The sequence below is a fragment of the Citrobacter sp. VF227 genome (assembly GCF_052950715.1).
This window is the reverse complement of sequence record NZ_JBRFVF010000001.1, coordinates 146767-171971: the sequence shown is the minus strand read 5'-3', so window position 1 is coordinate 171971 and position 25205 is coordinate 146767. Positions and strand designations below refer to the sequence as shown.

The following is a 25205-nucleotide window of genomic DNA, read 5'->3' as shown; positions in this document are numbered from 1 at the left end:
ATAATGACCAAAAGCAATATGCATCACAAAATTGCGGTCGTCAGACGCGACGTGCAACACAATCGTCCCTGGTCATCGAAAATCTCAATTTGCCACACCTGATGACGGGAGCCGGTATGCACCACACGACATACCCCTCTGACGCGGCCCTCCCGCGCGGAGCGAATGTGGTTGGCGTTGACCTCCAGGCCCACCACTTTCTGTTCACCCTGAGTACACAGGTAGCCTGCCACCGAACCCATGCTTTCCGCCAGTACTACGGATGCGCCGCCGTGCAGCAAACCAAAAGGTTGTTTGGTACGGTGATCCACCGGCATCGTGGCTTCCAGCGAATCGTCACCAATGTGCACAAAACGGATATCGAGCAGCCCAACCATGTTTCCTTCACCCATGGCATTGAGCGCCTCAAGTGTGACTTCACGTTTCCAGATCATCCTATAATCTCCAGCAGTGCCTGTAATGGATGGCGAACTCCCGTACCTTCAACGCGTTTTACCTGACTGCGACAGGAGTATCCGGTCGCCAGACAACGGTTACGCGGCAATCGTTGCATTGCCTGGTGCCATGATAACTCATAGATCCCGAGTGAGTTCTGATGATTCTTCACTTCGTGACCATAGGTACCCGCCATACCACAGCAACCCACGCTGACGTTTTCCAACTTTGCGCCAAAGCAGGCAAAAATAGCCGCCCACTGCGCAGGCGCGCCTGGCAGAGCCGTCACTTCGGTACAGTGACCAAAGAAGTACCACGGTTCACCGCCAACCGCGATTGGCTGCTGCGCTTCCACAATTGTCGATAACCACTCGTTGGCTAACAACACATGGAAATCACCCCGCTGTTCCCCGAGCACCAGTTTGTATTCGTCGCGATAGCAAAGCACCAGCGCAGGATCAACACCCACCATCGGAATATTCAGCTTCGCCACCCGATTGAGAAACTCCGATGTTTTCTTCGCGGTTTTCGCAAAACGGTTTAAAAAGCCCTTAATATGCTGCGCCTTGCCGTTTGGCGAGAACGGTAGCAGTACCGGCTGCATGCCCAGCTTTTCAACCAGGCGTATAAAATCAGCCACCACCTGCGCATCGTAATAGCTGGTGAACGGATCCTGCACCACCAGCACTGTACGCGCTTTTTGCTCAAGAGTGAGTGATTCGAGCTGTTCCAGCGTCATATTGGCGGAGCGATGGCCAACCAGCTGACGTTGTAGCGAAGGCGCAGACAACAGCGGTAAATCGACCATACCGATGTGCTTTTTCGCCAGATTACGTACCAGCGGCTGATTGATGAAAAAGTTAAACGTTTTGGGTGCCCGCGCCATTAACGGCGCATAGCTCTCAACGGTCGCCACCATGTGATCGCGCAGCGGGCGCAGATAACGCGTGTGGTACAGCTGCAGGAAGCGCGAACGGAACTCCGGCACATCGATTTTAATCGGACACTGTGTTGAACAGGCTTTACATGCCAGACAGCCGGACATTGCCTCTTTTACTTCGTGCGAGAAATCATATTCGCCCTTGCGCGCATGCCAACTGTTGCGGGTACGGGCAATCAGCGCACGTAAACTGGCGCGTTTTTCCGGTAGCTCTTTTTCCAGCTGTATTGGGTCGATCCCGCGATCCGCTAACAAACGCAGCCATTCACGCACCAAGGTAGCTCGCCCTTTTGGCGAATGAATACGGTTGAGGCTGATTTTCATCGACGGGCACATGGGACTTTTCGCATCGAAGTTAAAGCATAACCCGTTGCCGTTACACTCCATTGCCCCGCGCCACTCCTGGCGTACGGCCAGTGGGATCTGACGATCATACGTCCCGCGCTTCACCGCATCTACTTTCATCATCGGCGCATCTACGTCTTCCGGTGGACAGATTTTCCCTGGATTGAGACGGTTTTGCGGATCAAACACTGATTTCACTTTACGCAGTTCGCGGTACAGCTCCTCCCCGAAGAACGCCGGACTGTATTCTGCACGAAAACCTTTCCCGTGCTCGCCCCACAGCAAACCGCCATATTTTGCCGTCAGCGCGACAACATCATCAGAAATGCGCTTCATCAGTACTTCCTGCTGCGGGTCGCACATATCCAGCGCCGGCCTGACGTGCAGCACGCCGGCATCCACGTGACCAAACATGCCATAACTCAGACCGTGGCTGTCGAGCAGCGCACGGAACTCGGCAATATAGTCAGCCAGATGCTCCGGCGGAACACAGGTGTCCTCGGCAAACGGAATAGGTTTTGCAGCACCTTTTGCATTCCCCAACAAACCGACTGCTTTTTTACGCATGGCGTAAATACGCTCTACGCCCGAGAGTTCAGTACACAGTTGCCAACCAATGACACCGGCTTCCTGACGGGCAATTAACCCATCCAGACGTTCACACAGCGCACTAACCTGAGCATCGATCAATGCTTCATCGTCACCCGCAAATTCGACGATATTCAGGCCCAACATCTCTTTATCAGGAACATCGGTAATCAATTCACTGACCGAATGCCAGACAATATCTTCCCGCGCCAGATTAAGCACTTTGGAGTCGACGGTTTCTACTGACAGCGCGCGCGCGTCCACCATCACCGGAGCGTTACGTAGTGCCGAGTCAAACGAGTCGTACTTGACGTTAACCAACTGTCTGACTTTGGGCAACGGCGTGATATCCAGACGGGCTTCGGTGATAAACGCCAGCGTACCTTCAGAGCCGGTCAGAATGCGGGTTAAATCAAATTCGGTCATCTCATCATTAAAGACGTGCCGTAAATCGTACCCGGTCAGGAAGCGATTAAGTTTCGGGAATTTATCAATGATCAGTTTTCGGTTGTCGCGGCAACGTTCATAAACCGTCTTGTAAATGCGTCCAATGGTGGTATTGCTGTTACCCAACGTTTGGGCAAGTTCGACCGGCATGGGTTGAGTATCAAGAATATCGCCCCCCATCAGCACCGCGCGGATCCCCAGTACGTGATCGGAGGTTTTACCGTAAACCAACGAACCTTGTCCGGAGGCATCGGTATTGATCATCCCTCCCAGCGTAGCCCGGTTACTGGTAGATAATTCGGGAGCAAAAAAATAGCCGTAAGGCTTCAGAAACTGGTTGAGCTGATCTTTGATTACCCCAGCTTCGACCCGCACCCAACCTTCCTGCACATTGATTTCAATGATACGGCTCATGTAGCGAGACATATCAACAATAATGCCCTGATTCAGCGCCTGACCATTGGTTCCGGTGCCGCCGCCGCGCGGGGTAAAAATGAGCGAAGAGAAAAGAGGTTCTGCCGCCAGACGGGCGATTAGCGCCACATCTGCGGTTGAACGAGGGAAAACCACAGCATCAGGAAGCAGCTGATAAATACTGTTATCCGTCGACATTGTCAGACGATCGGCATAGCTCGTTGCCGTATCGCCCGTAAATCCTTGCTGCTCCAGCGCCTGCAAAAAGTTGAGCACCAGTTGAACGACACCCGGTGCCTGAGAAATTTGTGGAATCATTATAGTGACCCTTTCCTGCGGTCTGTGTTGTGAATTTAATCGTTTGCGTGTTGCTTTGTTTGTTGTATCACATTTTTTTCTAATACGCTCAGCAGATTTACAGGCAGAATCCACCTGTTCAAAACCGCTGAAATTGCTCATCATTACAGGGTGTCATTTAGATGTTCACGTCGCGTCAACGTTCTGACGCAAAGACAAAGGTGAAAAGTATTTATGGTAAATTTCCGTCAGCCCAGGGATATTGCACAAGTGCTGCTATCGGTGCTGTTTTTAGCCATCATGATTGTGGCGTGTCTCTGGATTGTTCAACCCTTTATCCTCGGTTTTGCCTGGGCAGGTACGGTGGTCATTGCGACCTGGCCCATCCTGCTACGCTTACAAAAACTGCTCTGGGGACGTCGCTCGCTGGCCGTGCTGGTGATGACCCTGCTGCTGGTACTGTTGTTTATCATTCCTATCGCGCTGCTGGTTAATAGCATTGTGGATGGCAGCGGGCCGTTGATCCATGCCGTAACCGCAGGCGATATGACGCTGCCGGATCTGGCGTGGCTGAACAGTATTCCGTTAGTCGGCGCCAAAATGTATGCCGCATGGCACAGCCTGCTGGATATGGGCGGCTCGGCCATCATGGCGAAGGTTCGTCCTTATATTGGCACGACGACAACCTGGTTCGTCGGTCAGGCTGCACATATTGGCCGCTTTATGATGCACTGTGGTCTGATGCTGCTGTTCAGTGCCCTACTGTACTGGCGCGGTGAACAGGTGGCGTTAGGTATTCGTCACTTCGCTTGCCGCCTGGCATCCAAACGCGGCGATGCCGCCATTCTGCTGGCAGCACAGGCCATTCGCGCCGTCGCATTAGGCGTCGTGGTCACCGCACTGGTGCAGGCCGTGCTCGGCGGTATTGGTCTGGCGGTAACCGGCGTGCCGTATGCCACGCTGCTGGCAGTGGTGATGATCCTCTCTTGTCTGGTACAGCTGGGCCCCTTGCCGGTGCTGGTCCCGGCCATTATCTGGCTGTACTGGACGGGCGATTCAACCTGGGGCACAGTGCTGCTCGTGTGGAGCGGTGTGGTCGGAACGCTGGATAACGTGATTCGCCCGATGCTGATTCGTATGGGTGCCGATTTACCATTGATCCTGATTCTCTCAGGGGTCATCGGTGGACTAATTGCATTCGGCATGATTGGCCTGTTTATCGGCCCGGTGGTCCTGGCTGTTTCCTGGCGTCTGTTCTCCGCATGGGTAAACGAAGCCCCTGCGCCGGATAGCGATCCGGATACAATCCTCGAAGAAATTGCTGAAATAGAACGCAATAAGTAATCCCACGTCAGGCGGCACAGCTGCCTGACTGTTTAACAATTCTAATTAATCCCTCCCATTTACTGAATCAGACCCAACGTTGCCCTTCTTTAAACACTCATTTGTGTCGCAAATTCTTTACAGTTTTTAAACTATTGAGATGAATCTGATCGACGTTAAAAAGCCGTATGCCTACTATTAGCCCATGGCTTTAGATCAACACATTGATTTATAAGCATGGAAATCCCCTGAGTGAAACAACGAATTGCTGTGTGTAGTCTTTGCCCATCTCCCACGATGGGCTTTTTTTTGTCCTTCGTACCCTTCTAATCGCCATACTCTCCTTTCTTAACTTTCCCGCCATTCAACGGTCTGTACCAATTAAAAAAGTGGTTTCGATATCAAGCACAAAACCGTGATATTGTTGAAGGCTCAGGGGGCTGACGGACAGATATCAGCCAATATTTATAGGGTAATCAATGAAAACCGTAACTGTAAGAAATGTCGTAATTGGCAAGGGTGCGCCGAAGATCATTGTCTCACTGATGGCTAAAGACATCGCAATGGTAAAAAGTGAAGCGCTGACCTATCGCGAAGCGGATTTCGATATTCTGGAATGGCGCGTTGACCATTTTGCCGATGTCGCATCCATTGACGCAGTACTGGACGCTGCGCGCGCCATCCGCGAGATTCTGCCTGACAAGCCGTTACTTTTTACCTTCCGTACTGCGCAGGAAGGCGGCGAGCAGGCCTTACCTGCTGAAGACTATTTCGCACTAAACCGTGCAGCGATAGACTGTGGTCTGGTGGATATGATCGATCTCGAGCTATTCACTGGTGATGCGCAGGTGAAAGCAACCGTTGAGCAAGCTCACGCCAAAAAAGTCCTGGTTATTATGTCGAATCATGATTTTCATAAAACGCCGGCCGCTGAGGAGATTGTTCAGCGTCTGCGTAAAATGCAGGAACTGGACGCCGATATTCCCAAAATTGCGCTGATGCCGCAATGCAAAACGGATGTGCTGACGCTGCTCAGCGCGACGCTGGAAATGCATGAACGCTATGCCGATCGTCCAATTATCACGATGTCGATGGCAAAAAACGGGGTGATTTCTCGTTTAGCTGGCGAGGTTTTTGGTTCAGCAGCCACGTTCGGTGCGGTGAAAAAAGCATCTGCTCCGGGGCAAATCGCAGTGACCGATCTGCGCACTGTACTGACAATATTGCATCAGGCTTAAGCGTGGAAGGATAAAATACCGGATGACGATGCTACCGCATCTTATCCGGCCCACGAATGATACTCACCGTAGGCCGGATAAGGCGCTTACGCCACCATCCGGCATAATGTTACTTGTTCAGTTCAGCCAGGCTCAGCCAGGTCTGCACGACGGTATCCGGGTTCAGCGACAGGCTGTCGATCCCCTCTTCCATCAGCCAGGCCGCGAAGTCTTCGTGGTCAGAGGGACCCTGACCGCAGATACCCACGTATTTGCCTTGTTTCTTGGCTGCGCGAATCGCCATCGACAGCAGGGCTTTGACCGCGTCGTTACGCTCATCAAACAGTTCAGAAACCACACCAGAGTCACGGTCCAGACCCAGCGCCAGCTGCGTCATATCGTTTGAACCAATGGAGAAGCCGTCAAAGTATTCAAGGAACTGCTCGGCCAGCAAGGCGTTGGACGGGATCTCACACATCATGATGATCTTCAGCCCGTTCTCACCGCGTTTCAGCCCCTGACGCGCCAGCTCTTCCACCACCGCTTTCGCCTGCGCTACGGTACGTACAAACGGCACCATCACTTCGACGTTAGTCAGGCCCATATCGTTACGGACACGTTTCACTGCGTCACATTCCAACGCGAAACAGTCGCGGAAGCTATCAGCAACGTAACGGCCCGCTCCACGGAAGCCCAGCATCGGGTTCTCTTCATGCGGCTCATAACGCTCACCGCCGACGAGGTTGGCATATTCGTTGGACTTAAAGTCAGACATACGCACGATGACGCGTTTCGGATAAAACGCCGCCCCCAGCGTCGCGATCCCTTCCGTCAGACGACCCACGTAGAATTCACGTGGAGAATCGAAACCTTTCATCATGGCGCGGATTTCGTTTTGCAACTCAGGCGTCTGGTCATCGAACTCCAGCAGCGCGCGAGGGTGTACACCAATCATGCGGTTAATGATAAATTCCAGACGTGCCAGGCCAACACCTTCGTTTGGCAGGCAGGCGAAGTCGAAAGCGCGGTCCGGGTTACCGACGTTCATCATCACCTTCAACGGCAGATCCGGCATGGTTTCGACGCTGGAACTCTTCACGCTAAAGTCGAGCATGTCAGCGTAAACATAACCGGTGTCACCTTCGGCACAGGAGACAGTAACCTTCTCACCGTCTTTCATGCGCTCGGTAGCATCGCCACAGCCAACCACTGCCGGGATCCCCAGCTCACGGGCGATGATCGCCGCGTGACAGGTACGACCGCCACGGTTGGTGACAATCGCCGCTGCTTTCTTCATGATCGGTTCCCAATCCGGGTCGGTCATGTCAGTCACCAGCACATCGCCGGGTTCGATACGGTTCATTTCGCTGATGTCCTGGATGACTTTGACCGGACCCGCGCCAATGCGGTGACCGATGGCACGACCTTCAGCAATAATTTTACCCTGCGCATGCAGCGTATAACGCTCCATCACCTGGCCACGAGAACGCACGGTTTCCGGACGCGCCTGCACAATAAACAGCTTGCCGGTATGACCGTCTTTCGCCCATTCGATGTCCATCGGACGACCGTAGTGCTTCTCGATCTGCACCGCCTGCTTCGCCAGTTCCTGCACTTCAGCATTGGTCAGGGAGAAAATGTCGCGTTGTTCCTGCGGGACATCTTCAATCGTTACCTGCTTACCGTGTTCCTGGGTTGGCGCGTAGACCATACGGATCTTTTTCGAACCCATTGTGCGACGGACGATAGCCGGACGATTAGCCGCCAGCGTCGGTTTGTGCACGTAGAATTCATCCGGGTTAACGGCGCCCTGCACGACCATCTCGCCCAGGCCCCATGCAGACGTGATAAACACCACCTGATCGAAACCGGATTCGGTATCGATGGAGAACATGACGCCGGAAGACGCGAGGTCTGAGCGCACCATCCGCTGCACACCCGCAGAGAGCGCTACGCCACGATGGTCATAACCCTGGTGGACACGATAAGAGATCGCTCGGTCGTTAAACAGCGAGGCAAATACGTGTTTGATAGCAACCAGTACAGCATCAAATCCCTGGACGTTGAGGAAGGTTTCCTGCTGCCCGGCAAATGACGCATCTGGCATATCTTCTGCGGTGGCGGAAGAACGCACGGCAAAAGATGCATGGGCATCGTCCGCTGACAGCTGCGCGTAGGCATCGCGGACGGCATTTTCCAGCTCCGGCTGGAAAGGAGTGTCGATAATCCACTGGCGGATCTGCGCGCCGGCTTTTGCAAGCTCGGTGACATCGTCAATATCCGTTTTATCCAGCAGCTCATAAATGCGCTGGTTTACACCGCTTTGGTCCAGAAACTGGTTAAACGCATCGGCGGTCGTTGCAAAACCATTCGGTACGGAAACACCCATACCTGAAAGGTTAGTAATCATTTCACCCAGGGAGGCATTTTTGCCCCCAACTCTGTCTACATCATTCATGCCGAGTTGGTTATACCAAAGCACCAGCGGTGACGAGCCATTGTTGGACATCGAACAATCCTTATATTTGAACGAGGTTAGAAAACTCAATTTTGCGTAATTATCTTTGCATATTTACTCCAGCGAAAAAAACGGTGAATCGTTCAAGCAACTTTATTTTTTATTTTTTCAGATTGTTTCCGCATTTGCGCAAACCCGCGAGCCACAGGGAATCTCCACAAAAACTACCGGTATAAACATTTGTTCCGAAAAATGAAATGTACTTTTCATTAAATATAAAAATACCGTTTCATTTTATAAAAAAGATGCAGCAATATTCGCTTCTGGCGAATTTTAATTTATGCTTTCAGAGAATTATGTCTGCCCAGGATGAGCAAAATGGATAATGCTGTTGATCGTCATGTATTTTATATTTCTGATGGTACGGCCATCACCGCCGAGGTATTGGGCCACGCGGTAATGTCGCAATTTCCGGTCACGATCAGCAGCATTACGCTGCCGTTTGTGGAAAATGAGAGCCGTGCGCGGGCGGTAAAAGACCAGATTGACGCGATCTACCAACAAACTGGCGTGCGTCCTCTGGTGTTCTACTCCATCGTCCTGCCAGAAATACGCTCAATCATTTTGCAAAGCGAGGGTTTTTGTCAGGATATCGTGCAGGCGTTGGTTGCTCCGCTGCAGCACGAGATGAAGCTCGATCCCACGCCAATCGCCCATCGCACCCACGGTCTGAATCCCGGTAATCTCAACAAATACGACGCGCGCATTGCCGCTATTGATTACACCCTTGCCCATGATGATGGTATTTCGTTGCGCAACCTCGATCAGGCGCAGGTGATCCTGCTTGGCGTTTCCCGTTGCGGCAAAACACCGACCAGTTTGTACTTGGCGATGCAGTTTGGTATTCGCGCCGCCAACTACCCCTTTATTGCCGATGATATGGATAATCTGGTACTGCCAGCGTCCCTGAAGCCGTTGCAGCATAAATTGTTCGGCCTGACCATCGACCCAGAGCGCCTGGCGGCAATCCGCGAAGAACGCCGGGAGAACAGTCGGTACGCTTCGCTGCGCCAGTGCCGGATGGAAGTTGCTGAGGTAGAAGCGCTATACCGGAAAAATCAAATCCCATGGCTGAACAGTACCAATTATTCGGTAGAAGAGATTGCTACCAAGATCCTCGACATTATGGGGCTGAATCGGCGCATGTACTAGAACGCTAGTTCATTGGTTCGATTTTTTGTTATGATGCTCGCCACCAGGCAGGATGAGTGTGATATTGTGATGTACATCACTTCCCGGTAGTCCTGCCGTTGAAGCAACAAATTTCTGAGACAAATAATGAACAGAACCGATGAACTCCGTACTGCGCGTATTGACAACCTGGTCACTCCAGCAGAGCTTGCGCAACGGTATCCTGTTTCGTCCTCCGTCGCCCGTCATGTCACGGAATCCCGACGCCGGATAGAAAAAATTTTAAATGGTGAAGACCCGCGTTTGCTGGTGATCGTGGGTCCCTGCTCGATTCACGATCTTGATGCCGCCATGGAATACGCGACGCGTTTGCAGGCCCTGCGCGAGAAACATCAGGCGCGTCTGGAAATCGTAATGCGCACCTATTTTGAAAAACCGCGCACCGTCGTGGGTTGGAAAGGTTTAATTTCCGATCCGGATTTAAACGGCAGCTACCGCGTAAATCACGGCATTGAACTGGCGCGTAAACTGCTGTTGCAGGTTAATGAATTAAGCGTACCGACGGCAACAGAATTCCTCGACATGGTGACCGGTCAGTTTATTGCCGATTTAATCAGTTGGGGAGCCATTGGCGCGCGCACCACCGAAAGCCAAATCCACCGCGAGATGGCATCCGCGCTCTCCTGCCCGGTCGGTTTTAAGAACGGTACAGATGGCAATACGCGTATCGCCGTCGATGCAATTCGTGCCTCTCGCGCCAGTCACATGTTCCTCTCACCGGATAAAACCGGCCAGATGACCATTTACCAGACCAGCGGTAATCCTTACGGGCATATCATCATGCGCGGCGGTAAAAAACCGAATTATTATGCGGAAGATATTGCCGCCGCCTGCGATACGCTGCACGAATTTTCGCTGCCTGAGCATCTGGTGGTCGATTTTAGTCACGGCAATTGCCAGAAGCAGCATCGTCGTCAGCTGGAAGTATGCGATGACGTCTGTCTGCAAATTCGTAATGGTTCGACGGCGATTGCCGGGATTATGGCCGAGAGTTTCCTGCGTGAAGGTACGCAAAAAATCGTTAGCGGCCAGCCGCTGGTGTACGGTCAGTCCATTACTGACCCGTGCCTGAACTGGGAGGATACCGAACTGCTGGTTGAAAAACTCGCCTCTGCGGTTGATAGCCGTTTTTAATGCTGTTCGCCGGGTAACACTACGTTGCCCGGTGCTAATCCTGTGTTTTCCCCCTCTTTGCTGTACAAAATCCGTTCTCGTCACAATTATTTCACAAAAATGCTTGCCGCAAATTTGCTGTTTGATGATAATGATTATCATTGTTACATTGATTGTTATTTTTAAACACTATGTCACGTATGGATAACTCAACAACAACGTCTGCAAAAGAAAATGCACCGCCTTCTGCCGCGCCAAATGAGCGTCAAATTGACAGCAAAAGCCTGCTGGGTAAAGAAGGACGCGTGATCATAGAACATGATGGTCAGCACTACTTGCTGCGCCAGACCCAAACCGGAAAACTCATTCTGACCAAATAAACAATACTGTTCGCCAGCCACCCAGGTCATACCCAGGCAGCCAGCGCTTTTCGATTTCCTAATGGAGAGTTGCTATGCCATACCTGCACACCGCATCCCTACGTCCTTCGCTGTTGGCGCTGGCGATTGTCAGTAGCCTGCCCGCCATCGCGTATGCAGCGGTCGAAGATATGACCGTCACCGCCACCGGCAACGCCCGTAGCGTCTTTGAAGCGCCAATGATGGTCAGCGTGATAGATGCCACCGCCCCGGAAAACCAGACCGCCAGTTCGGCTGCTGACCTGCTACGCAAGGTTCCAGGGCTGACCCTCGATGGCACGGGGCGCACCAACGGTCAGGACGTGAATCTGCGCGGCTACGATCGACGCGGCGTTCTGGTGCTGGTTGACGGCGTTCGCCAGGGAACTGATACCGGGCACCTGAACAGTACCTTCCTCGACCCGGCGCTTATCAAACGCATCGAAGTCGTACGCGGTCCCTCTGCACTGCTGTACGGCAGCGGCGCACTTGGCGGCGTGATCGCGTATGACACTGCGGATGCCAAGGATCTGCTGGAAGCCGGAAAAAACAGCGGTTACCGCGTATTTGGTACTGCGGCAACCGGCGATCACAGCCTCGGTATGGGCGCCAGCGCGTTTGGGCGCACCGATACGCTGGACGGACTGCTTGCATGGTCGAGTCGCGATCGCGGTGATTTGCGCCAGAGCGACGGTACTACGGCGCCAAACGACGAAGCGATCAACAATATGCTGGCGAAAGGCAGTTGGAAAATTGACGGCGCCCAGACGCTGGCAGGCTCGTTACGCTACTACAACAATGAGGCCCGTGAACCTAAGAACCCACAAACCAGCGCGACGGATGCCACCAGCAACCCGATGACTGACCGTTCAACCATCCAGCGCGATGCGCAACTGGCCTATTCGCTTGCCCCGGCAGACAATGACTGGCTGAACGCGGATGCCCGTATTTACTGGTCCGAAGCGCGCATTAATGCACAAAACATGGATAACACCAGCGAATTTCGCAAACAGACCACCAAAGGCGGTAAAATCGACAATCGCAGCCGCCTGTTTACCGACTCTTTTGCCTCTCACCTGCTGACCTATGGCGGCGAATATTATCGTCAGGAACAACAGCCTGGCGGCACAACCACCGGTTTCCCGGAGGCAAAGATCGATTTCAGCTCCGGCTGGCTACAGGATGAAATCACCCTGCGCGACCTGCCGGTTACGCTGCTCGGTGGGACCCGTTATGACTCGTATCGCGGTAGCAGCGATGGTTACGCGGATGTTGATGCCGACAAATGGTCGTCCCGCGCCGGACTCACCGTTACGCCAGCCGACTGGCTGATGCTGTTCGGTTCATACGCTCAGGCCTTCCGTGCGCCGACCATGGGCGAGATGTATAACGATGCTAAACATTTCTCTATTGGTCGTTTCTACACTAACTACTGGGTACCCAACCCTCACCTGCGTCCGGAAACCAACGAAACGCAGGAATACGGATTTGGCCTGCGCTTTGACGAGCTGCTGATGGCGAGCGATGCGCTCGAATTTAAAGCCAGCTATTTCGACACCAAAGCGAAAGATTACATCTCCACCAGCGTCGACTTTGCTGCCGCAACAACGATGTCCTATAACGTCCCCAACGCCAAAATTTGGGGTTGGGACGTCATGGCGAAATATACCGCCGACTTATTCAGCCTCGACATGGCCTATAACCGTACGCGCGGCAAAGATACTGACACGGGCGAATACATTTCCAGCATTAACCCGGACACCGTCACCAGCAAACTGAATGTGCCGGTTGCGCACAGCGGATTCTCCGTGGGCTGGATAGGGACATTTGCCGACCGCTCCACGCATATCAGCAGCAGCTACGCTAAACAGCCCGGCTATGCGGTAAACGATTTCTACGTGAGCTATCAGGGTCAACAAGCGCTGAAAGGCATGACCACCACGCTGGTGCTGGGCAACGCCTTCGACAAAGAGTACAGGTCGCCGCAAGGCATTCCGCAGGATGGTCGCAATGGCAAAATTTTCGTGAGTTATCAGTGGTAATCACTTTTCCCCGGTTCGCCGGGGTAGCAATCTGGAAGGAAGAGACAATGAATCATTACACACGCTGGCTGGAACTGAAGAAAGAAAATCCCGGTAAATACGCACGCGATATTGCAGGGTTGATGAATATTAGTGAAGCCGAGCTGACCTTTGCGCGCGTCGGCCATGACGCCTGGCGCTTACGTGGCAAAGTCCGCGAAATCCTCGGCGCACTGGAAGCCGTAGGCGAAACCAAATGCATTTGCCGCAACGAATATGCGGTGCATGAACAGGTTGGCGCTTTTACCAATCAGCACCTGAACGGTCATGCCGGACTGGTTCTTAATCCGCGCGCTCTCGACCTGCGCCTGTTCCTTAATCAGTGGGCAAGCGCCTTCCATATCAGTGAGACCACGGCCCACGGCGAGCGTCAGAGCATTCAGTTCTTTGACCATCAGGGGGATGCGCTGCTGAAAGTCTATGCCACACAGAATACTCTCGTTGAGGAATGGGCTGCGTTGCTGACCCGTTTCATCTTCGCTGAAAACCCGCCACTGGTACTGCAACCTGCTAACACGTCTGCACCAGCCGCCATCACGGTCGATGCGCATACGGTTGATCAAGAGTGGCGAGCCATGACCGATGTACATCAGTTCTTCGGTCTGCTGAAACGCCACGAGCTCACCCGTCAACAGGCATTTAATCTCGTTGGTGACGATCTGGCCTGCAAAGTTTCTAATCGTGCACTGGCGCAGTTACTTGATGCCGCACGCCAGGATGGCAATGAAATTATGGTCTTCGTAGGTAATCGCGGGTGCGTACAGATTTTTACCGGCGTAATAGAAAAACTGGTGTCGATGAAAGGCTGGCTGAATATATTCAACCCGGCATTTACCTTACATCTGCTGGAAGAGAGCGTGGCAGAAACGTGGGTAACGCGCAAACCGACCGCCGATGGCCACGTCACCAGTCTGGAACTGTTTGCTGCCGACGGCACGCAAATCGCCCAGTTGTATGGTCAACGTACGGAAGGCGAACCGGAGCAGACGCAATGGCGCGCACAGATTGACGCGCTCACGCCGAAAGGACTTGCCGCATGAAAAAACTGCTGGTCCTGATTGCTCTGCTGCCCATTGCAGCGCTGGCTGCGCCCGTGGAACGAGTTGTTGCGCTCGGTGGGGATGTCACGGAGATTGTCTACGCGTTGGGCGCACAGTCATCTCTTGTGGCGCTCGACAGCACCAGCCAGTGGCCGGAAGCGGCAACCGCATTGCCGGATGTGGGCTATTTGCGCCAACTCAACGCCGAAGGGATCCTTGCCACCCGCCCTACGCTGGTCCTTGCCAGCGCACAGGCGCAGCCCTCTCTGGCGCTAAAACAGGTTGAGCAGAGCAATGTCAGGGTTGTCACGATCCCTGCAAGCAACGATCTCAACGTGATTGATGAAAAAATCCGCGTCATCGCCGAAGCAACCCACCGGGAGGATGAGGGCGAAACGCTGCGCACCCGCTTACGTCAGGAACTGGCGGCATTGCCGTCATCCGGACTTAACAAACGCGTACTGTTTATTCTCAATCATGGCGGAATGACCGCGATGGCAGCAGGCCAACAAACCGGAGCCGATGCGGCGATTCGTGCCGCCGGTTTGCGCAACGCCATGCAGGGCGTTGCCCGCTATCAGCCGATGTCACAAGAAGGCGTCATTGCCAGCCAGCCCGATCTGGTAGTGATTTCACAAGATGGCGTTAAGGCTATGGGTGGCGAAGCGAACCTGTGGGCGCTGTCAGGTCTTGCGCAGACGCCAGCTGGACGGAATAAACAGGTATTGCAGATTGACGATATGGCGCTGCTCGGCTTTAGCATACGCACGCCACAGGCGATATTGCAGCTTCGTGCCAAAGCAGAGCAATTGCCCTGATGTCCCGACGAATCAGTTGTTCTTTATGGGCACTCGCCTTCATGTTGGTCGTGGCAACCATCCTGGCTACCGGTTTTGGCGCGTTGCGCCTGCCGGTAAGTCTGCTTTGGCGCGATGGCGATGAAGCGCTGCGTCAAATTTGGCTCACAATTCGTCTGCCGCGCGTCCTGCTGGCGTTAATCATTGGTGGCGCTCTGGCGCTCGCAGGCTGCGTGATGCAGGGACTGTTTCGCAACCCGCTTGCCGATCCGGGATTGCTGGGCATAAGCAGCGGTGCCGCCTGCGCCGTCGCTTTATGGGTCGTGCTACCTGTCTCTTTACCCGCATTGTTGATGCTGTACGCCCCAATGCTGGCCGCTTTTATTGGCGCCCTGGCGGCAACGGTAGTGATTTTTATCCTCAGCCAACAGCGCGGCGGTTCACTCTCACGTCTGTTACTGGTCGGTATTGCAATTAACGCGCTCTGCGGAGCGGCGGTTGGCGTTTTGTCATGGGTCAGTAATGATGCGCAATTGCGCCAGTTGTCGTTATGGGGGATGGGAAGTCTGGGGGCCGCGCAGTGGCCAACGCTGCTGGCTGTCACGTCACTAACTATCCCGACGGTACTGACCATCTGGCGTCTGGCACCGGCGCTGAACCTGCTGCAGTTGGGTAAAGAAGACGCGCATTATCTCGGTGTAGATGTGCGTAGCGTTCAACGTATTTTGCTACTGTGTAGCGCATTGCTGGTTGCCTCAGCCGTAGCGGTAACCGGTGTCATTGGCTTCGTCGGGTTGGTTATCCCACATTTAATGCGTATGTGGATCGGTTCAGACCATCGGGCCGTTATCCCCGGCTCCGTGCTGGCGGGCGCGTTTTTATTACTGGTTGCCGACACGCTGGCCCGTACGGCGGTTGCGCCTGCGGAGATGCCAGTCGGTCTGTTAACCAGTCTTCTTGGCGCTCCGTGGTTTTTATGGCTTATTTTTCGTCAGCGAGGACCGCATGGCTGAACATTTTATCGCTGAAGGGCTTCATTATCGTGTGGCTGGCAGAGCGGTGATTAACGACGTATCCCTCTCCCTCGCAAAAGGTGAACTGGTGGCGCTCATTGGCCCAAACGGCGCGGGGAAATCCACCCTGCTGCGCCTGCTGACCGGTTTTCTGCAACCGGCGAGTGGATGCTGCATGCTGGCGGACAAACCGCTGGATGAATGGCCTACCCAGACGCTGTCGCGGCATCGGGCAGTGATGCGCCAGCAAACACGGCTGGGATTTGACTGGCCGGTAGAGGCCGTTATCGCGATGGGACGCGCGCCCTGGACGCCGCGGCCGGAGCCACGACTCATCGCTCAGGTGATGGAAATGACCGGATGCACACCGTTGGCGGGCCGGCAATACGCCGCGCTTTCCGGCGGCGAGCAACAGCGCGTACAGTTAGCCCGTGCGCTGGCGCAACTTTGGTGCGACGGTGCGCCTCGTGGCTGGTTATTCCTTGATGAGCCTACTTCGGCGCTGGATCTTTATCACCAGCAGCATTTGTTGCGCCTGCTGAAGACGCTCACCGCGTCACAAGAGCTACATGTGTGTATTGTGCTTCACGATCTGAACCTCGCCGCATTGTGGGCAGACAGAATAGTGTTACTGCACGACGGCAGGCTGGTGTCGCAGGGAACGCCGGCGGCTGTGTTACAGGCCGATGATCTGCAGCACTGGTACGGTGCTCAGGTACACGTTGGTCAGCATCCGGCCAACGTGTCCCCGCAGGTGTTTCTGGCACCTTAGCTCGAACAGCTCACCTCCAGCCGTTTACCCCAGTCAGGAGGACGGCTGACATAGTCATCATCACGATCGACAAACGGAGTACGCAATGCTGAATGCAACCGATGCAGTTCGGCGTAATCCCCCTGCTCCGCCTGACTAATCGCCCGCTGCGCCAGCCAGTTACGTAGCACCATTGCCGGATTTGCCGCTTTCATCTGCGTTTGTCTGACCGCATCGGCGATGCCGTCTTGCTGCAGGCGCGCGCGATACCGAGCGAACCAGTCGTCAAACGCCGCGCGGTCGATAAACTCATCGCGCAGCGGGGATTGCGCACTGTGTTGTTCCGTTTGGCAGAGCATGCGAAACGTTCGCGTATAATCACTTCTTTCTCGCGCCATCAGACTAAACAGTTCGCTAAGCAGATCGTTATCGTTTTTTTGCTCGCTAAAGAAGCCGAGTTTTTGCCGCATCCGCTGACCGTAGCGAGTCAACAGTGCCAGTTGGTAACTGTCCAGCGCATCATTGAGCGCCTCGACCGGGATAAATGGCGACAGGGTTTGCGCCAGACGTTGCAGATTCCACAGCGCCGCGGCTGGTTGATTATCGAAACTGTATCGCCCCTGATTGTCTGAGTGGTTGCAGATAAAATCGGGCACGTAGTCATCAAGAAAACCGAATGGACCGTAATCCATCGTCAGCCCCAGAATCGACATGTTGTCCGTGTTCATCACACCATGCGCGAATCCTATCGCCTGCCAGTCAGCGACTAGTGTTGCAGTACGCGTGACAACATCATTAAACCACAACAGATACTTATCGGCTTCTTCCTGCCATTGCGGCCAGTAATGCCGAATCGCAAAGTCAGCCAGTTGGCGCACTTTTTCCGGCTCGCGACGATAGTAAAAGTGTTCAAAATGGCCAAAGCGCATATGGCTTTGCGCCACACGAATGAGCATCGCTCCTGCTTCTACCGTTTCGCGATACACCGGCGTGTCGCTGGTCACAATCGACAATGCCCGCGTGGTCGGTATGCCCAGATAATGCATCGCTTCGCTGGCCAGGCTCTCGCGAATTGTCGAGCGCAGCACGGCGCGCCCATCTCCCATGCGGGAATAAGGCGTAAGCCCGGCCCCTTTCAGGTGCCAGTCAAGCGTTGAGCCATCCGCAAGTTGTTGTTCGCCTAGTAGGATCCCGCGGCCATCGCCAAGCTGGCCTGCCCAAACACCGAACTGATGCCCGCTATAAACTTGCGCTACAGGCGACATCCCGGGCAGCAGCGATTCGCCTCCCCAAACACCTACACCGGTTGGAATATCAAATAGCGACTCCGGTATCGCTAATTGCTCCGCCAGCGCATCGTTATGCCAGATCAGGCGCGCATTTTTCAGGGGAGTAGGCAAAAGAGCTGTATAGGTTGCTGGTAACTCATCACGCCAGCGGGTGGTAAAAGACAGGGTCATAGGGCCTCCTGCCTCTAGTGTAGACTGTTAATAGTCTGTTAAACACCAGCAAATAATAGGGTCATTTCTTAGCGAGCGAAATTATCTGCGCAGGAGGCACGGCAGGCCATAATCCTCCCTGCATGGCACTGAATCCCAGAGGTAATACACGTGCTAACATCTCTGGTGTATCAATACCGCTAATGATGACGGACTCACTACAGGGAGATATCTGCGCCAGGATAGCCCGCATAAATGGCTCAAATGAAATATGTGCAATCCTTTGTTGAACAAAGTTTTTATCCAACACGACGCGTTTGAACAGCCCATCAAAAATTGCCCGGGTAGATATCCCGCCAGCACCATAGTTTGTCAGTACTAATGGAAATCGCGCCGCCAATGCAGCCAGCGTTGGATTCTCTCTTCCATTATTTAACTCTGGAAAGTTTTCATTAATTGCCATTTCCAGAAACGAAAATCGTTCAACTTGTGAAGCAAATTTATCATCTGATAATAAAGTATTAGCAATTGCCGGCGTTAAATTAATCCAGGCAGAAACTTTTCGTTGAATAAAAAAATGTTGGCACGTTTCGATTAAATCAAGCTTTTCGGTAAATAAGCGACATTGCTCATCGTCCGACATCCGAGGCAGTACCAGCTCGGTAGGTATACGCACGCCCCCCTGCTCACTGGCAAAACTGGTGATGATATCAACGTATTCAAGATCGCCTTTTTCGCTTCTCGCAGGAAGAAAAGAAAACTCTGAATGGTATAGCGTATCCAGTGAAACAATCATCGTGCCAGCCCCTCTGCATAGGTGTTATCCGGCATCCTGTAGCAAAGGATGGAGAAATACGTTATTGCTGATGCAAGTAGAGGCTCTTTCATTTTTCCCTTTTTAGCCAGTAAATCGAATCCTTTTTTTTAGCTTATCCTGATTATAAGCGAATATCCAGCTTTGCACTTTTTAATACCTCGGAATAAATCATATTTTTAGCAAAATACGCTCTTAATGCTCAGGGTTATTGTTCGGCTGGCGGCAGAAATAAAAGTTAACTTTCAAATGGTGATGTCGAGGCTGCGCAGTCGTTGGCAGCCTTGTGTCTTATGAGGATTAAATACGTCGCGCCTGCCAAAAGTTTTTACGCCAGTAAACGTTATCCAGTGACGAGCGCATAACTCCGCGACTGGTTGAGGCATGAATAAATTGATTGTTGGTATCGTAAATTCCGACATGCAGACCGCTTTCCCCTGATCCGGTTTTAAAGAAAACCAGATCGCCTGGCAGCAAATCATCTTTATCAATTTCGGTACCAATCTTTGATTGTGTGCGTGTGTCACGCGGGAGTTGCAGATCGAATTTGTCGCGCATTGTCATCAAAACAAATCCAGAACAGTCTACCCCGCTACGACTCATGCCACCGTAACGATAGGGTGTTCCGTGCCAGGTTTGTAGCTGGTCATTCAGACCGGCGATAACGGCGATAGAATCCGACAAGCGAGCATTTGGCGCAGGAGCACGATGGCTGCTGCAGCCCGCCAAAAACAATGCTGTGATGAAAATAAGCCAAAAGCGCATTCAGGAAGAATCCTCTGAATTATATTTTTATACCAATTTAGCGTGGAAATTATATGATTTTCAAGAACCCATTTAACTTAAGTGGTTGATATGAGCATTCTGTGGCCTTCAATGTCCAAACGACGGAAGTTTACGCCATAAGCCGCAGTCAAATTAGCTGGCGTCAGCACTGCATCCCGTGGGCCGCTGGCAAGCAACTTCCCGCGTTTAAGGAGCCAGGCCTTATGCGCATGGCGTAAGGTGTGATTAAGGTCATGGCTGCTCATAACAATCGCGATGCCCTGCAAACACAGCTGACTCAACAACCGATCCAGTGCATTTTGTTGCGCCACGTCCAGGCTGTTCATCGGCTCATCCAGCAGTAAAAGCTGGCCAAAGGGATTCGCTTGCGGGCAAATCTGCAGGATAACCGCTGCCAGGCGCACGCGCTGCCATTCTCCGCCGGAGAGCTGATTCACACTACGTGGCAGCTTATCTCCAAGCCCAAGCGTATCGGCGACGTCCTGTAGCTGATCGGTACGTGCTTTATCTGGTTGATGCAGCGTCAGAAAATGCCAGACTGGCATCGCAAACGGCGGGTTTTGCTGTTGCGCAAGATAGGCACGATATTGCGCCAGCTTTGCCGCTGGCCATTCGTCCAACAACATATCACCAAAGGTGATACTGCCTTCTCCGGTCGTCAGACCCGCCATCCGCGCCAACAGCGTGCTCTTTCCGGCGCCGTTAGGGCCCACTAAATGCAGGATCTCCCCCGCTTTTATCTCACCGGAAAGCGGGCCGAGCCGGGTTGATTCCGCTACGTCCTGTAGCTGCATCAATCTAGACATTAGTTTACCAGCGCCTTCTTGATGGACTGCACCAGGATGGGATCCTCAGGCGTCATATCGGGTGAGAATCGTTGCAATACCTGACCATCTCGCCCCACTAAAAACTTCTCGAAATTCCACAAAATATCGTCCGGGTAGAGCGGCGCCCGACCTTTACTCGCCATGCGCTCATAGAATCCGCTCTCCACAGGCGTAGTGGCTGTTGGCGCGGCATCAATCAGTTTCTGATACAGTGGATGGCGTCCCTCGCCGTTAACGTCAATCTTGCTGAACATCGGGAAGGTAACCCCCCAGGTAGTACTGCAGTACGTTTTGATTTCCTCTTCGCTGCCCGGCTCCTGGCCCAGAAACTGGTTGCAAGGGAATCCAAGTACGGTGAAACCCTGCTGATGCCAGGTTTTCTGTAGGTTCTCCAGTTGCTCATATTGCGGCGTCAACCCACATTTTGACGCCACGTTGACAATTAACAGCACATTTCCGGAATACGGCTGCAGTGAGGTAACCTCACCGTCGATGGTGATCACTTCTGTATCGAGGATAGTGTTTTGCATAGCATCTCCAGAACAACAAGTGGATTTTCAGTTTTTAATCATAGACCGAACCAACACGTTCTAGCGCGCGGCTTTTAGCAATAGCCAGATAAATACCGGTGCGCCCATGGTGGCCGTCACCACGCCGATAGGCAGCTCAGCCGAGGCCAACACCAGACGCGCGACAACATCAGCTAACAGTAATACGATAGCGCCAGCCAACGCACAGCCCGGCAGTAACACGCGATGATCGGTTAAACCGCACAGCCGCAGAATATGTGGGATCACAAGCCCAATAAAGCCAATCGCCCCCGCCAGCGCCACGCTGACGCCAACCATCCAGCCCGTAGCGACAACCAGCAGATTACGCCAGAACCACAATGGCAGCCCCAGCTGGCGTGCAGAAGTCTCCCCCAGCGCCAGCATATTCATCGGCTGCGACTGACAGCAGATCCACACCAGTACTGGGATCAGCGCCACCATTAGCCAGGCCTGATGCCAGTCGACGCCGCCGAAACCTCCCATCATCCAGTACATCAGCTGTCGCAAATCGAAAGACGTGGAAAAATAGATGGCCCATGTCATTAGCGCGCTACAGATAATTCCCAGCGCCACCCCCGCCAACAGCAGGCGGCTGGTAGACAAATGGCGACGGGCGAAACGGAGCAAAATAAGCGTGATAATCAGCGCCCCGGCGATGGCGCATAAACCCAACGCCCAGCCTGGAAGCTGGCCCTGTCCCAGCAGCACTGCCGCGATGAGTCCTACCCCTGCACCGTTAGACACGCCCAATAACCCAGGCTCCGCCAGCGGGTTTTCAAACAGAGCTTGCATCACTGCGCCAGATAAGGCCAACGCAGCGCCTACCAGCAAAACGGCCAGGGTTCGGGGAAGTCGGATTTGCCAGACGAACAGATCGCCGCGGGCACTGAACCAGTCGCCAGGGGCGATCCACTGTTCTCCTGCGCACAAGCTTAGAATCGTTGCCAGCAGCATCAGTACTGACAGTGACAATATCCAGCGCACATTTCGTCGCTGCTGTAGATGGGCGAAAGTCAGCATGTTTTCCATTCTGCTGAAAAGAGATGAAGGTGATTCTACGGTGCTGATTCGGTAGTGAAAAGGAAAAAGGCCGCAGAGCGGCCTTTTTAGTTATATATCATGGTTTGCGCTGCCGCTTTGATGGCAGAGCAAGTGACTTAGCTGATCGTTAAATCACTCTTCTTTGGGCGTTGCGTTTTCGACCCGGCTTTTTAACTTCTGTCCGGGTCTGAAGGTCACCACGCGCCGTGCTGTAATGGGAATATCTTCGCCCGTTTTCGGGTTACGTCCCGGACGTTGATTCTTATCACGCAGATCGAAGTTACCAAAACCAGAGAGTTTTACCTGCTCACCATTTTCCAGAGCACGACGGATCTCTTCGAAAAACAGCTCGACCAGTTCTTTGGCATCCCGCTTGCTAAGCCCAAGCTTATCAAACAGATATTCTGACATTTCAGCTTTTGTAAGCGCCATAGGTTCAATCCCTCAATGATGCCTGGAATCGCTCTTTTAATGCCCCTACACATTTGGCGACGGTAGCGGCAATCTCCTCTTCTTCAAGTGTACGGCTGGTATCCTGAAGGATCAGGCTGATAGCGAGGCTCTTATAACCCTCCGCAACACCCTTACCGCGGTACACGTCAAATAAGTTTACGCCAACTACCTGATTTACGCCAACTTTCTTACACTCGGATAAAATATCCGCAGCGGGAACGTTTTCTGCCACAACAACTGCGATGTCGCGACGGTTCGCCGGGAAGCGAGAAACTTCTCGCGCCTGAGGCACCACGCGGTCTGCGAGCTTATTCCACTCCAGTTCAAACACCAGAGTGCGACCGTTCAGATCCAGTTTACGTTCCAGTTCAGGATGAACAACCCCAATGAAACCAATGCGTTCACCTTTCAGATAAATCGCCGCAGATTGACCTGGATGCAGGGCTGGATTTGCTTCAGCTTTGAACTGAATGTCCGCCAGTTTGCCGGTCAGGTCGAGCACCGCCTCCAGATCGCCTTTCAGATCATAGAAATCAACGGTCTCTTTTGCCAGATTCCAGTGTTCATCATGACGGTTACCGCAGATCACACCCGCCAGCATCAGATCCTGACGGATCCCGAGGTTGGCCTGCGTATCCGGTACAAAACGTAAACCCGTTTCGAAAATACGCACGCGGTTCTGCTGACGGTTCTGGTTATACACTACTGTAGACAGCAAGCCGGTCCACAGGGACAAACGCATTGCCGACATATCAATAGAGATTGGACTTGGCAGCAGCAGCGCTTCTTCACCTGGATGCAGCAGCGCCTGAACTTTCCGGTCGACAAAGCTGTAGGTAATAACTTCCTGATAGCCTTTATCATTCAGCATGGTTTTCACACGTTTCAGCGATAAATCCGCTTCACGATGCGTACCCATGATAAGTCCCGCCTGAATTGGCGTATTCGGGATATTGTCATAACCGTACACGCGGGCGACTTCTTCGACCAGGTCCTCTTCGATCTCCATGTCGAAACGCCAGCTTGGGGCTACCGCTTTCCACTCATCTTGCCCTTCCGTAACGTCACAACCCAGACGACGCAGAATATCGCTCACCTGCTCATCCGCAATATGGTGCCCAATCAGACGATCAAGTTTGCTACGACGAAGCGTAATAGTTGCGCGTTTTGGCAGCGTGGCTTCGTTCGTCACGTCAATAATTGGACCCGCTTCACCACCGCAGATATCAATCAGCAGGCGCGTAGCGCGTTCCATGGCTTTATGTTGCAGTGCAGGATCGACTCCGCGCTCATAGCGGTGAGACGCATCGGTGTGCAGGCCGTGACGACGTGCGCGACCGGTAATAGACAGCGGGCTGAAGAATGCGCATTCCAGCAGGACGTTTTGCGTTTCATCATTCACACCGGAGTGTTCGCCGCCAAAGATACCGCCCATCGCCAGCGCTTTGTTATGGTCTGCAATCACCAGCGTATCCGCGTTCAGCTTCGCTTCGCTGCCGTCCAGCAATACCAGGGTTTCCCCCTCTTTTGCCATACGGACAACAATCCCACCTTCAATGCGATCTTTGTCGAAAGCATGCATTGGCTGACCCAGTTCGAGCAGCACATAGTTCGTTACGTCAACCACGGCATCAATAGAGCGGATCCCGCAACGACGCAGTTTTTCTTTCATCCACAGCGGGGTTGGCGCTTTAACGTTGATGCCCTTCACCACACGGCCCAGATAGCGTGGGCAGGCTTCCACAGCTTCGACCTGAATCGGCAGGACGTCGCTAATGGTTGCGGCTACTGGTGCCATTTCCGGCTCAACCAGCGGAGCTTTGTTCAGCACAGCAACATCACGTGCGACACCGATAATCCCTAAGCAGTCGGCACGGTTCGGGGTGACGCTAATTTCGATAGTATTATCGTCAAGCTTCAGATATTCACGGATATCCGTACCAATTGGCGCATCGGCTGGCAGTTCGATAATACCGTTATGATCGTCGGAAATGCCCAGCTCGGAAAACGAACACAGCATACCTTCAGACGGCTCACCGCGCAGTTTCGCGGCTTTGATTTTAAAATCGCCCGGCAGAACGGCACCAACGGTTGCCACGGCCACTTTCAGCCCCTGACGGCAGTTTGGCGCACCGCAGACAATATCCAGCAGGCGCTCGCCGCCTACATTCACTTTGGTGACGCGCAGTTTATCAGCGTTCGGGTGCTGAGCGCACTCAACCACTTCGCCCACTACAACGCCGTTGAACGCGCCGGAAACAGGATCCACACCGTCAACTTCCAGACCCGCCATCGTGATTTGGTTTGACAGCGCATCGCTATCAATCGCCGGGTTTACCCATTCGCGTAACCACAGTTCACTGAATTTCATTGTTTTATCCTGCCC

The 25205-nt window shown here is 53.3% G+C and carries 21 protein-coding genes and 1 other RNA gene; 11 read left to right on the top strand and 11 right to left on the bottom strand.

What is annotated here, in order from left to right; genetic code table 11:
* Window positions 1-23: 23 nt before the first annotated feature.
* Both menI and ydiJ read right to left on the bottom strand, forming a co-directional pair.
* A complete protein-coding gene (gene menI / locus ACU8YC_RS00900; RefSeq protein WP_187252534.1) occupies window positions 24-434 on the bottom strand; it encodes a 1,4-dihydroxy-2-naphthoyl-CoA hydrolase in 411 nt (136 codons plus the stop codon).
* Window positions 431-3487 carry a D-2-hydroxyglutarate dehydrogenase YdiJ gene (ydiJ, locus tag ACU8YC_RS00895; RefSeq protein WP_151225381.1) on the bottom strand — a complete coding sequence of 1019 codons (3057 nt, stop codon included), beginning with the start codon at window positions 3485-3487 and terminating at the stop codon, window positions 431-433. The genes menI and ydiJ overlap by 4 nt, the downstream gene beginning before the upstream one ends.
* A gap of 213 nt (window positions 3488-3700) precedes the next feature.
* Here ydiJ and ydiK point away from each other — a divergent pair, with 213 nt between their 5' ends.
* The 3 genes from ydiK (at window position 3701) to aroD (ending at window position 6027) form a co-directional block, all read left to right on the top strand.
* On the top strand, window positions 3701-4810 hold the full coding sequence (ydiK, locus tag ACU8YC_RS00890) for an AI-2E family transporter YdiK (protein ID WP_151219029.1): 1110 nt from the start codon (window positions 3701-3703) through the stop codon (window positions 4808-4810).
* Between the two features lie 184 nt (window positions 4811-4994).
* An RNA gene (rprA, locus tag ACU8YC_RS00885) (antisense sRNA RprA) lies at window positions 4995-5102 on the top strand.
* A 166-nt stretch (window positions 5103-5268) separates the two neighbouring features.
* A complete protein-coding gene (aroD, locus tag ACU8YC_RS00880) occupies window positions 5269-6027 on the top strand; it encodes a type I 3-dehydroquinate dehydratase (protein ID WP_187252535.1) in 759 nt (252 codons plus the stop codon).
* Window positions 6028-6136: 109 nt separating this feature from the next.
* Here the strand turns inward: aroD and ppsA are convergent, their stop codons facing one another.
* Window positions 6137-8515 (bottom strand): phosphoenolpyruvate synthase, encoded by a 2379-nt coding sequence (gene ppsA / locus ACU8YC_RS00875; RefSeq protein WP_187252536.1) that lies wholly within the window; start codon window positions 8513-8515, stop codon window positions 6137-6139.
* A gap of 327 nt (window positions 8516-8842) precedes the next feature.
* Here ppsA and ppsR point away from each other — a divergent pair, with 327 nt between their 5' ends.
* The 8 genes from ppsR to ACU8YC_RS00835 all read left to right on the top strand — a co-directional run bounded on the left by ppsR (window position 8843) and on the right by ACU8YC_RS00835 (window position 16929).
* Complete coding sequence (ppsR, locus tag ACU8YC_RS00870; RefSeq protein WP_003030553.1) at window positions 8843-9676, top strand: posphoenolpyruvate synthetase regulatory kinase/phosphorylase PpsR; 834 nt, start codon at window positions 8843-8845, stop codon at window positions 9674-9676.
* 126 nt (window positions 9677-9802) lie between these two features.
* Window positions 9803-10849: a 3-deoxy-7-phosphoheptulonate synthase AroH gene (gene aroH / locus ACU8YC_RS00865; protein WP_151219027.1), complete on the top strand. Its 1047-nt coding sequence runs from the start codon at window positions 9803-9805 to the stop codon at window positions 10847-10849.
* 170 nt (window positions 10850-11019) lie between these two features.
* Window positions 11020-11208 (top strand): hemin uptake protein HemP, encoded by a 189-nt coding sequence (gene hemP / locus ACU8YC_RS00860; protein WP_151219026.1) that lies wholly within the window; start codon window positions 11020-11022, stop codon window positions 11206-11208.
* Between the two features lie 74 nt (window positions 11209-11282).
* Window positions 11283-13268, top strand: a complete 1986-nt coding sequence (locus ACU8YC_RS00855) for a TonB-dependent hemoglobin/transferrin/lactoferrin family receptor (RefSeq protein WP_446894920.1) — start codon at window positions 11283-11285, stop codon at window positions 13266-13268.
* 47 nt (window positions 13269-13315) lie between these two features.
* A complete protein-coding gene (gene chuS / locus ACU8YC_RS00850) occupies window positions 13316-14347 on the top strand; it encodes a hematinate-forming heme oxygenase ChuS (RefSeq protein WP_446894919.1) in 1032 nt (343 codons plus the stop codon).
* Window positions 14344-15165, top strand: a complete 822-nt coding sequence (locus tag ACU8YC_RS00845) for a heme/hemin ABC transporter substrate-binding protein (RefSeq protein WP_446894918.1) — start codon at window positions 14344-14346, stop codon at window positions 15163-15165. Before chuS ends, ACU8YC_RS00845 begins: the two co-directional genes overlap by 4 nt.
* Complete coding sequence (locus tag ACU8YC_RS00840; protein ID WP_446894917.1) at window positions 15165-16157, top strand: FecCD family ABC transporter permease; 993 nt, start codon at window positions 15165-15167, stop codon at window positions 16155-16157. Before ACU8YC_RS00845 ends, ACU8YC_RS00840 begins: the two co-directional genes overlap by 1 nt.
* The gene (locus ACU8YC_RS00835; RefSeq protein ID WP_423390560.1) at window positions 16150-16929 is read left to right on the top strand and encodes a heme ABC transporter ATP-binding protein; all 780 of its coding nucleotides are present in this window, start codon (window positions 16150-16152) and stop codon (window positions 16927-16929) included. Before ACU8YC_RS00840 ends, ACU8YC_RS00835 begins: the two co-directional genes overlap by 8 nt.
* Here the strand turns inward: ACU8YC_RS00835 and selO are convergent.
* The 8 genes from selO to pheT form a co-directional block, all read right to left on the bottom strand.
* Window positions 16926-18368 carry a protein adenylyltransferase SelO gene (gene selO / locus ACU8YC_RS00830; RefSeq protein WP_446894916.1) on the bottom strand — a complete coding sequence of 481 codons (1443 nt, stop codon included), beginning with the start codon at window positions 18366-18368 and terminating at the stop codon, window positions 16926-16928. The genes ACU8YC_RS00835 and selO overlap by 4 nt on opposite strands.
* Before the next feature lie 61 nt (window positions 18369-18429).
* Complete coding sequence (locus tag ACU8YC_RS00825) at window positions 18430-19143, bottom strand: EAL domain-containing protein (protein WP_187259540.1); 714 nt, start codon at window positions 19141-19143, stop codon at window positions 18430-18432.
* Window positions 19144-19461: 318 nt separating this feature from the next.
* On the bottom strand, window positions 19462-19926 hold the full coding sequence (locus tag ACU8YC_RS00820; protein ID WP_151219021.1) for a C40 family peptidase: 465 nt from the start codon (window positions 19924-19926) through the stop codon (window positions 19462-19464).
* 77 nt (window positions 19927-20003) lie between these two features.
* Window positions 20004-20753 (bottom strand): vitamin B12 ABC transporter ATP-binding protein BtuD, encoded by a 750-nt coding sequence (btuD, locus tag ACU8YC_RS00815; RefSeq protein ID WP_151219020.1) that lies wholly within the window; start codon window positions 20751-20753, stop codon window positions 20004-20006.
* Window positions 20753-21304 (bottom strand): glutathione peroxidase, encoded by a 552-nt coding sequence (locus tag ACU8YC_RS00810; RefSeq protein WP_151225374.1) that lies wholly within the window; start codon window positions 21302-21304, stop codon window positions 20753-20755. The genes btuD and ACU8YC_RS00810 overlap by 1 nt, the downstream gene beginning before the upstream one ends.
* Window positions 21305-21364: 60 nt before the next feature.
* Window positions 21365-22345, bottom strand: a complete 981-nt coding sequence (gene btuC / locus ACU8YC_RS00805) for a vitamin B12 ABC transporter permease BtuC (protein ID WP_151225373.1) — start codon at window positions 22343-22345, stop codon at window positions 21365-21367.
* 153 nt (window positions 22346-22498) lie between these two features.
* A complete protein-coding gene (ihfA, locus tag ACU8YC_RS00800; protein WP_003030571.1) occupies window positions 22499-22798 on the bottom strand; it encodes an integration host factor subunit alpha in 300 nt (99 codons plus the stop codon).
* Window positions 22799-22802: 4 nt separating this feature from the next.
* Window positions 22803-25190, bottom strand: a complete 2388-nt coding sequence (pheT, locus tag ACU8YC_RS00795) for a phenylalanine--tRNA ligase subunit beta (protein WP_446894915.1) — start codon at window positions 25188-25190, stop codon at window positions 22803-22805.
* Between the last annotated feature and the right edge of the window lie 15 nt (window positions 25191-25205).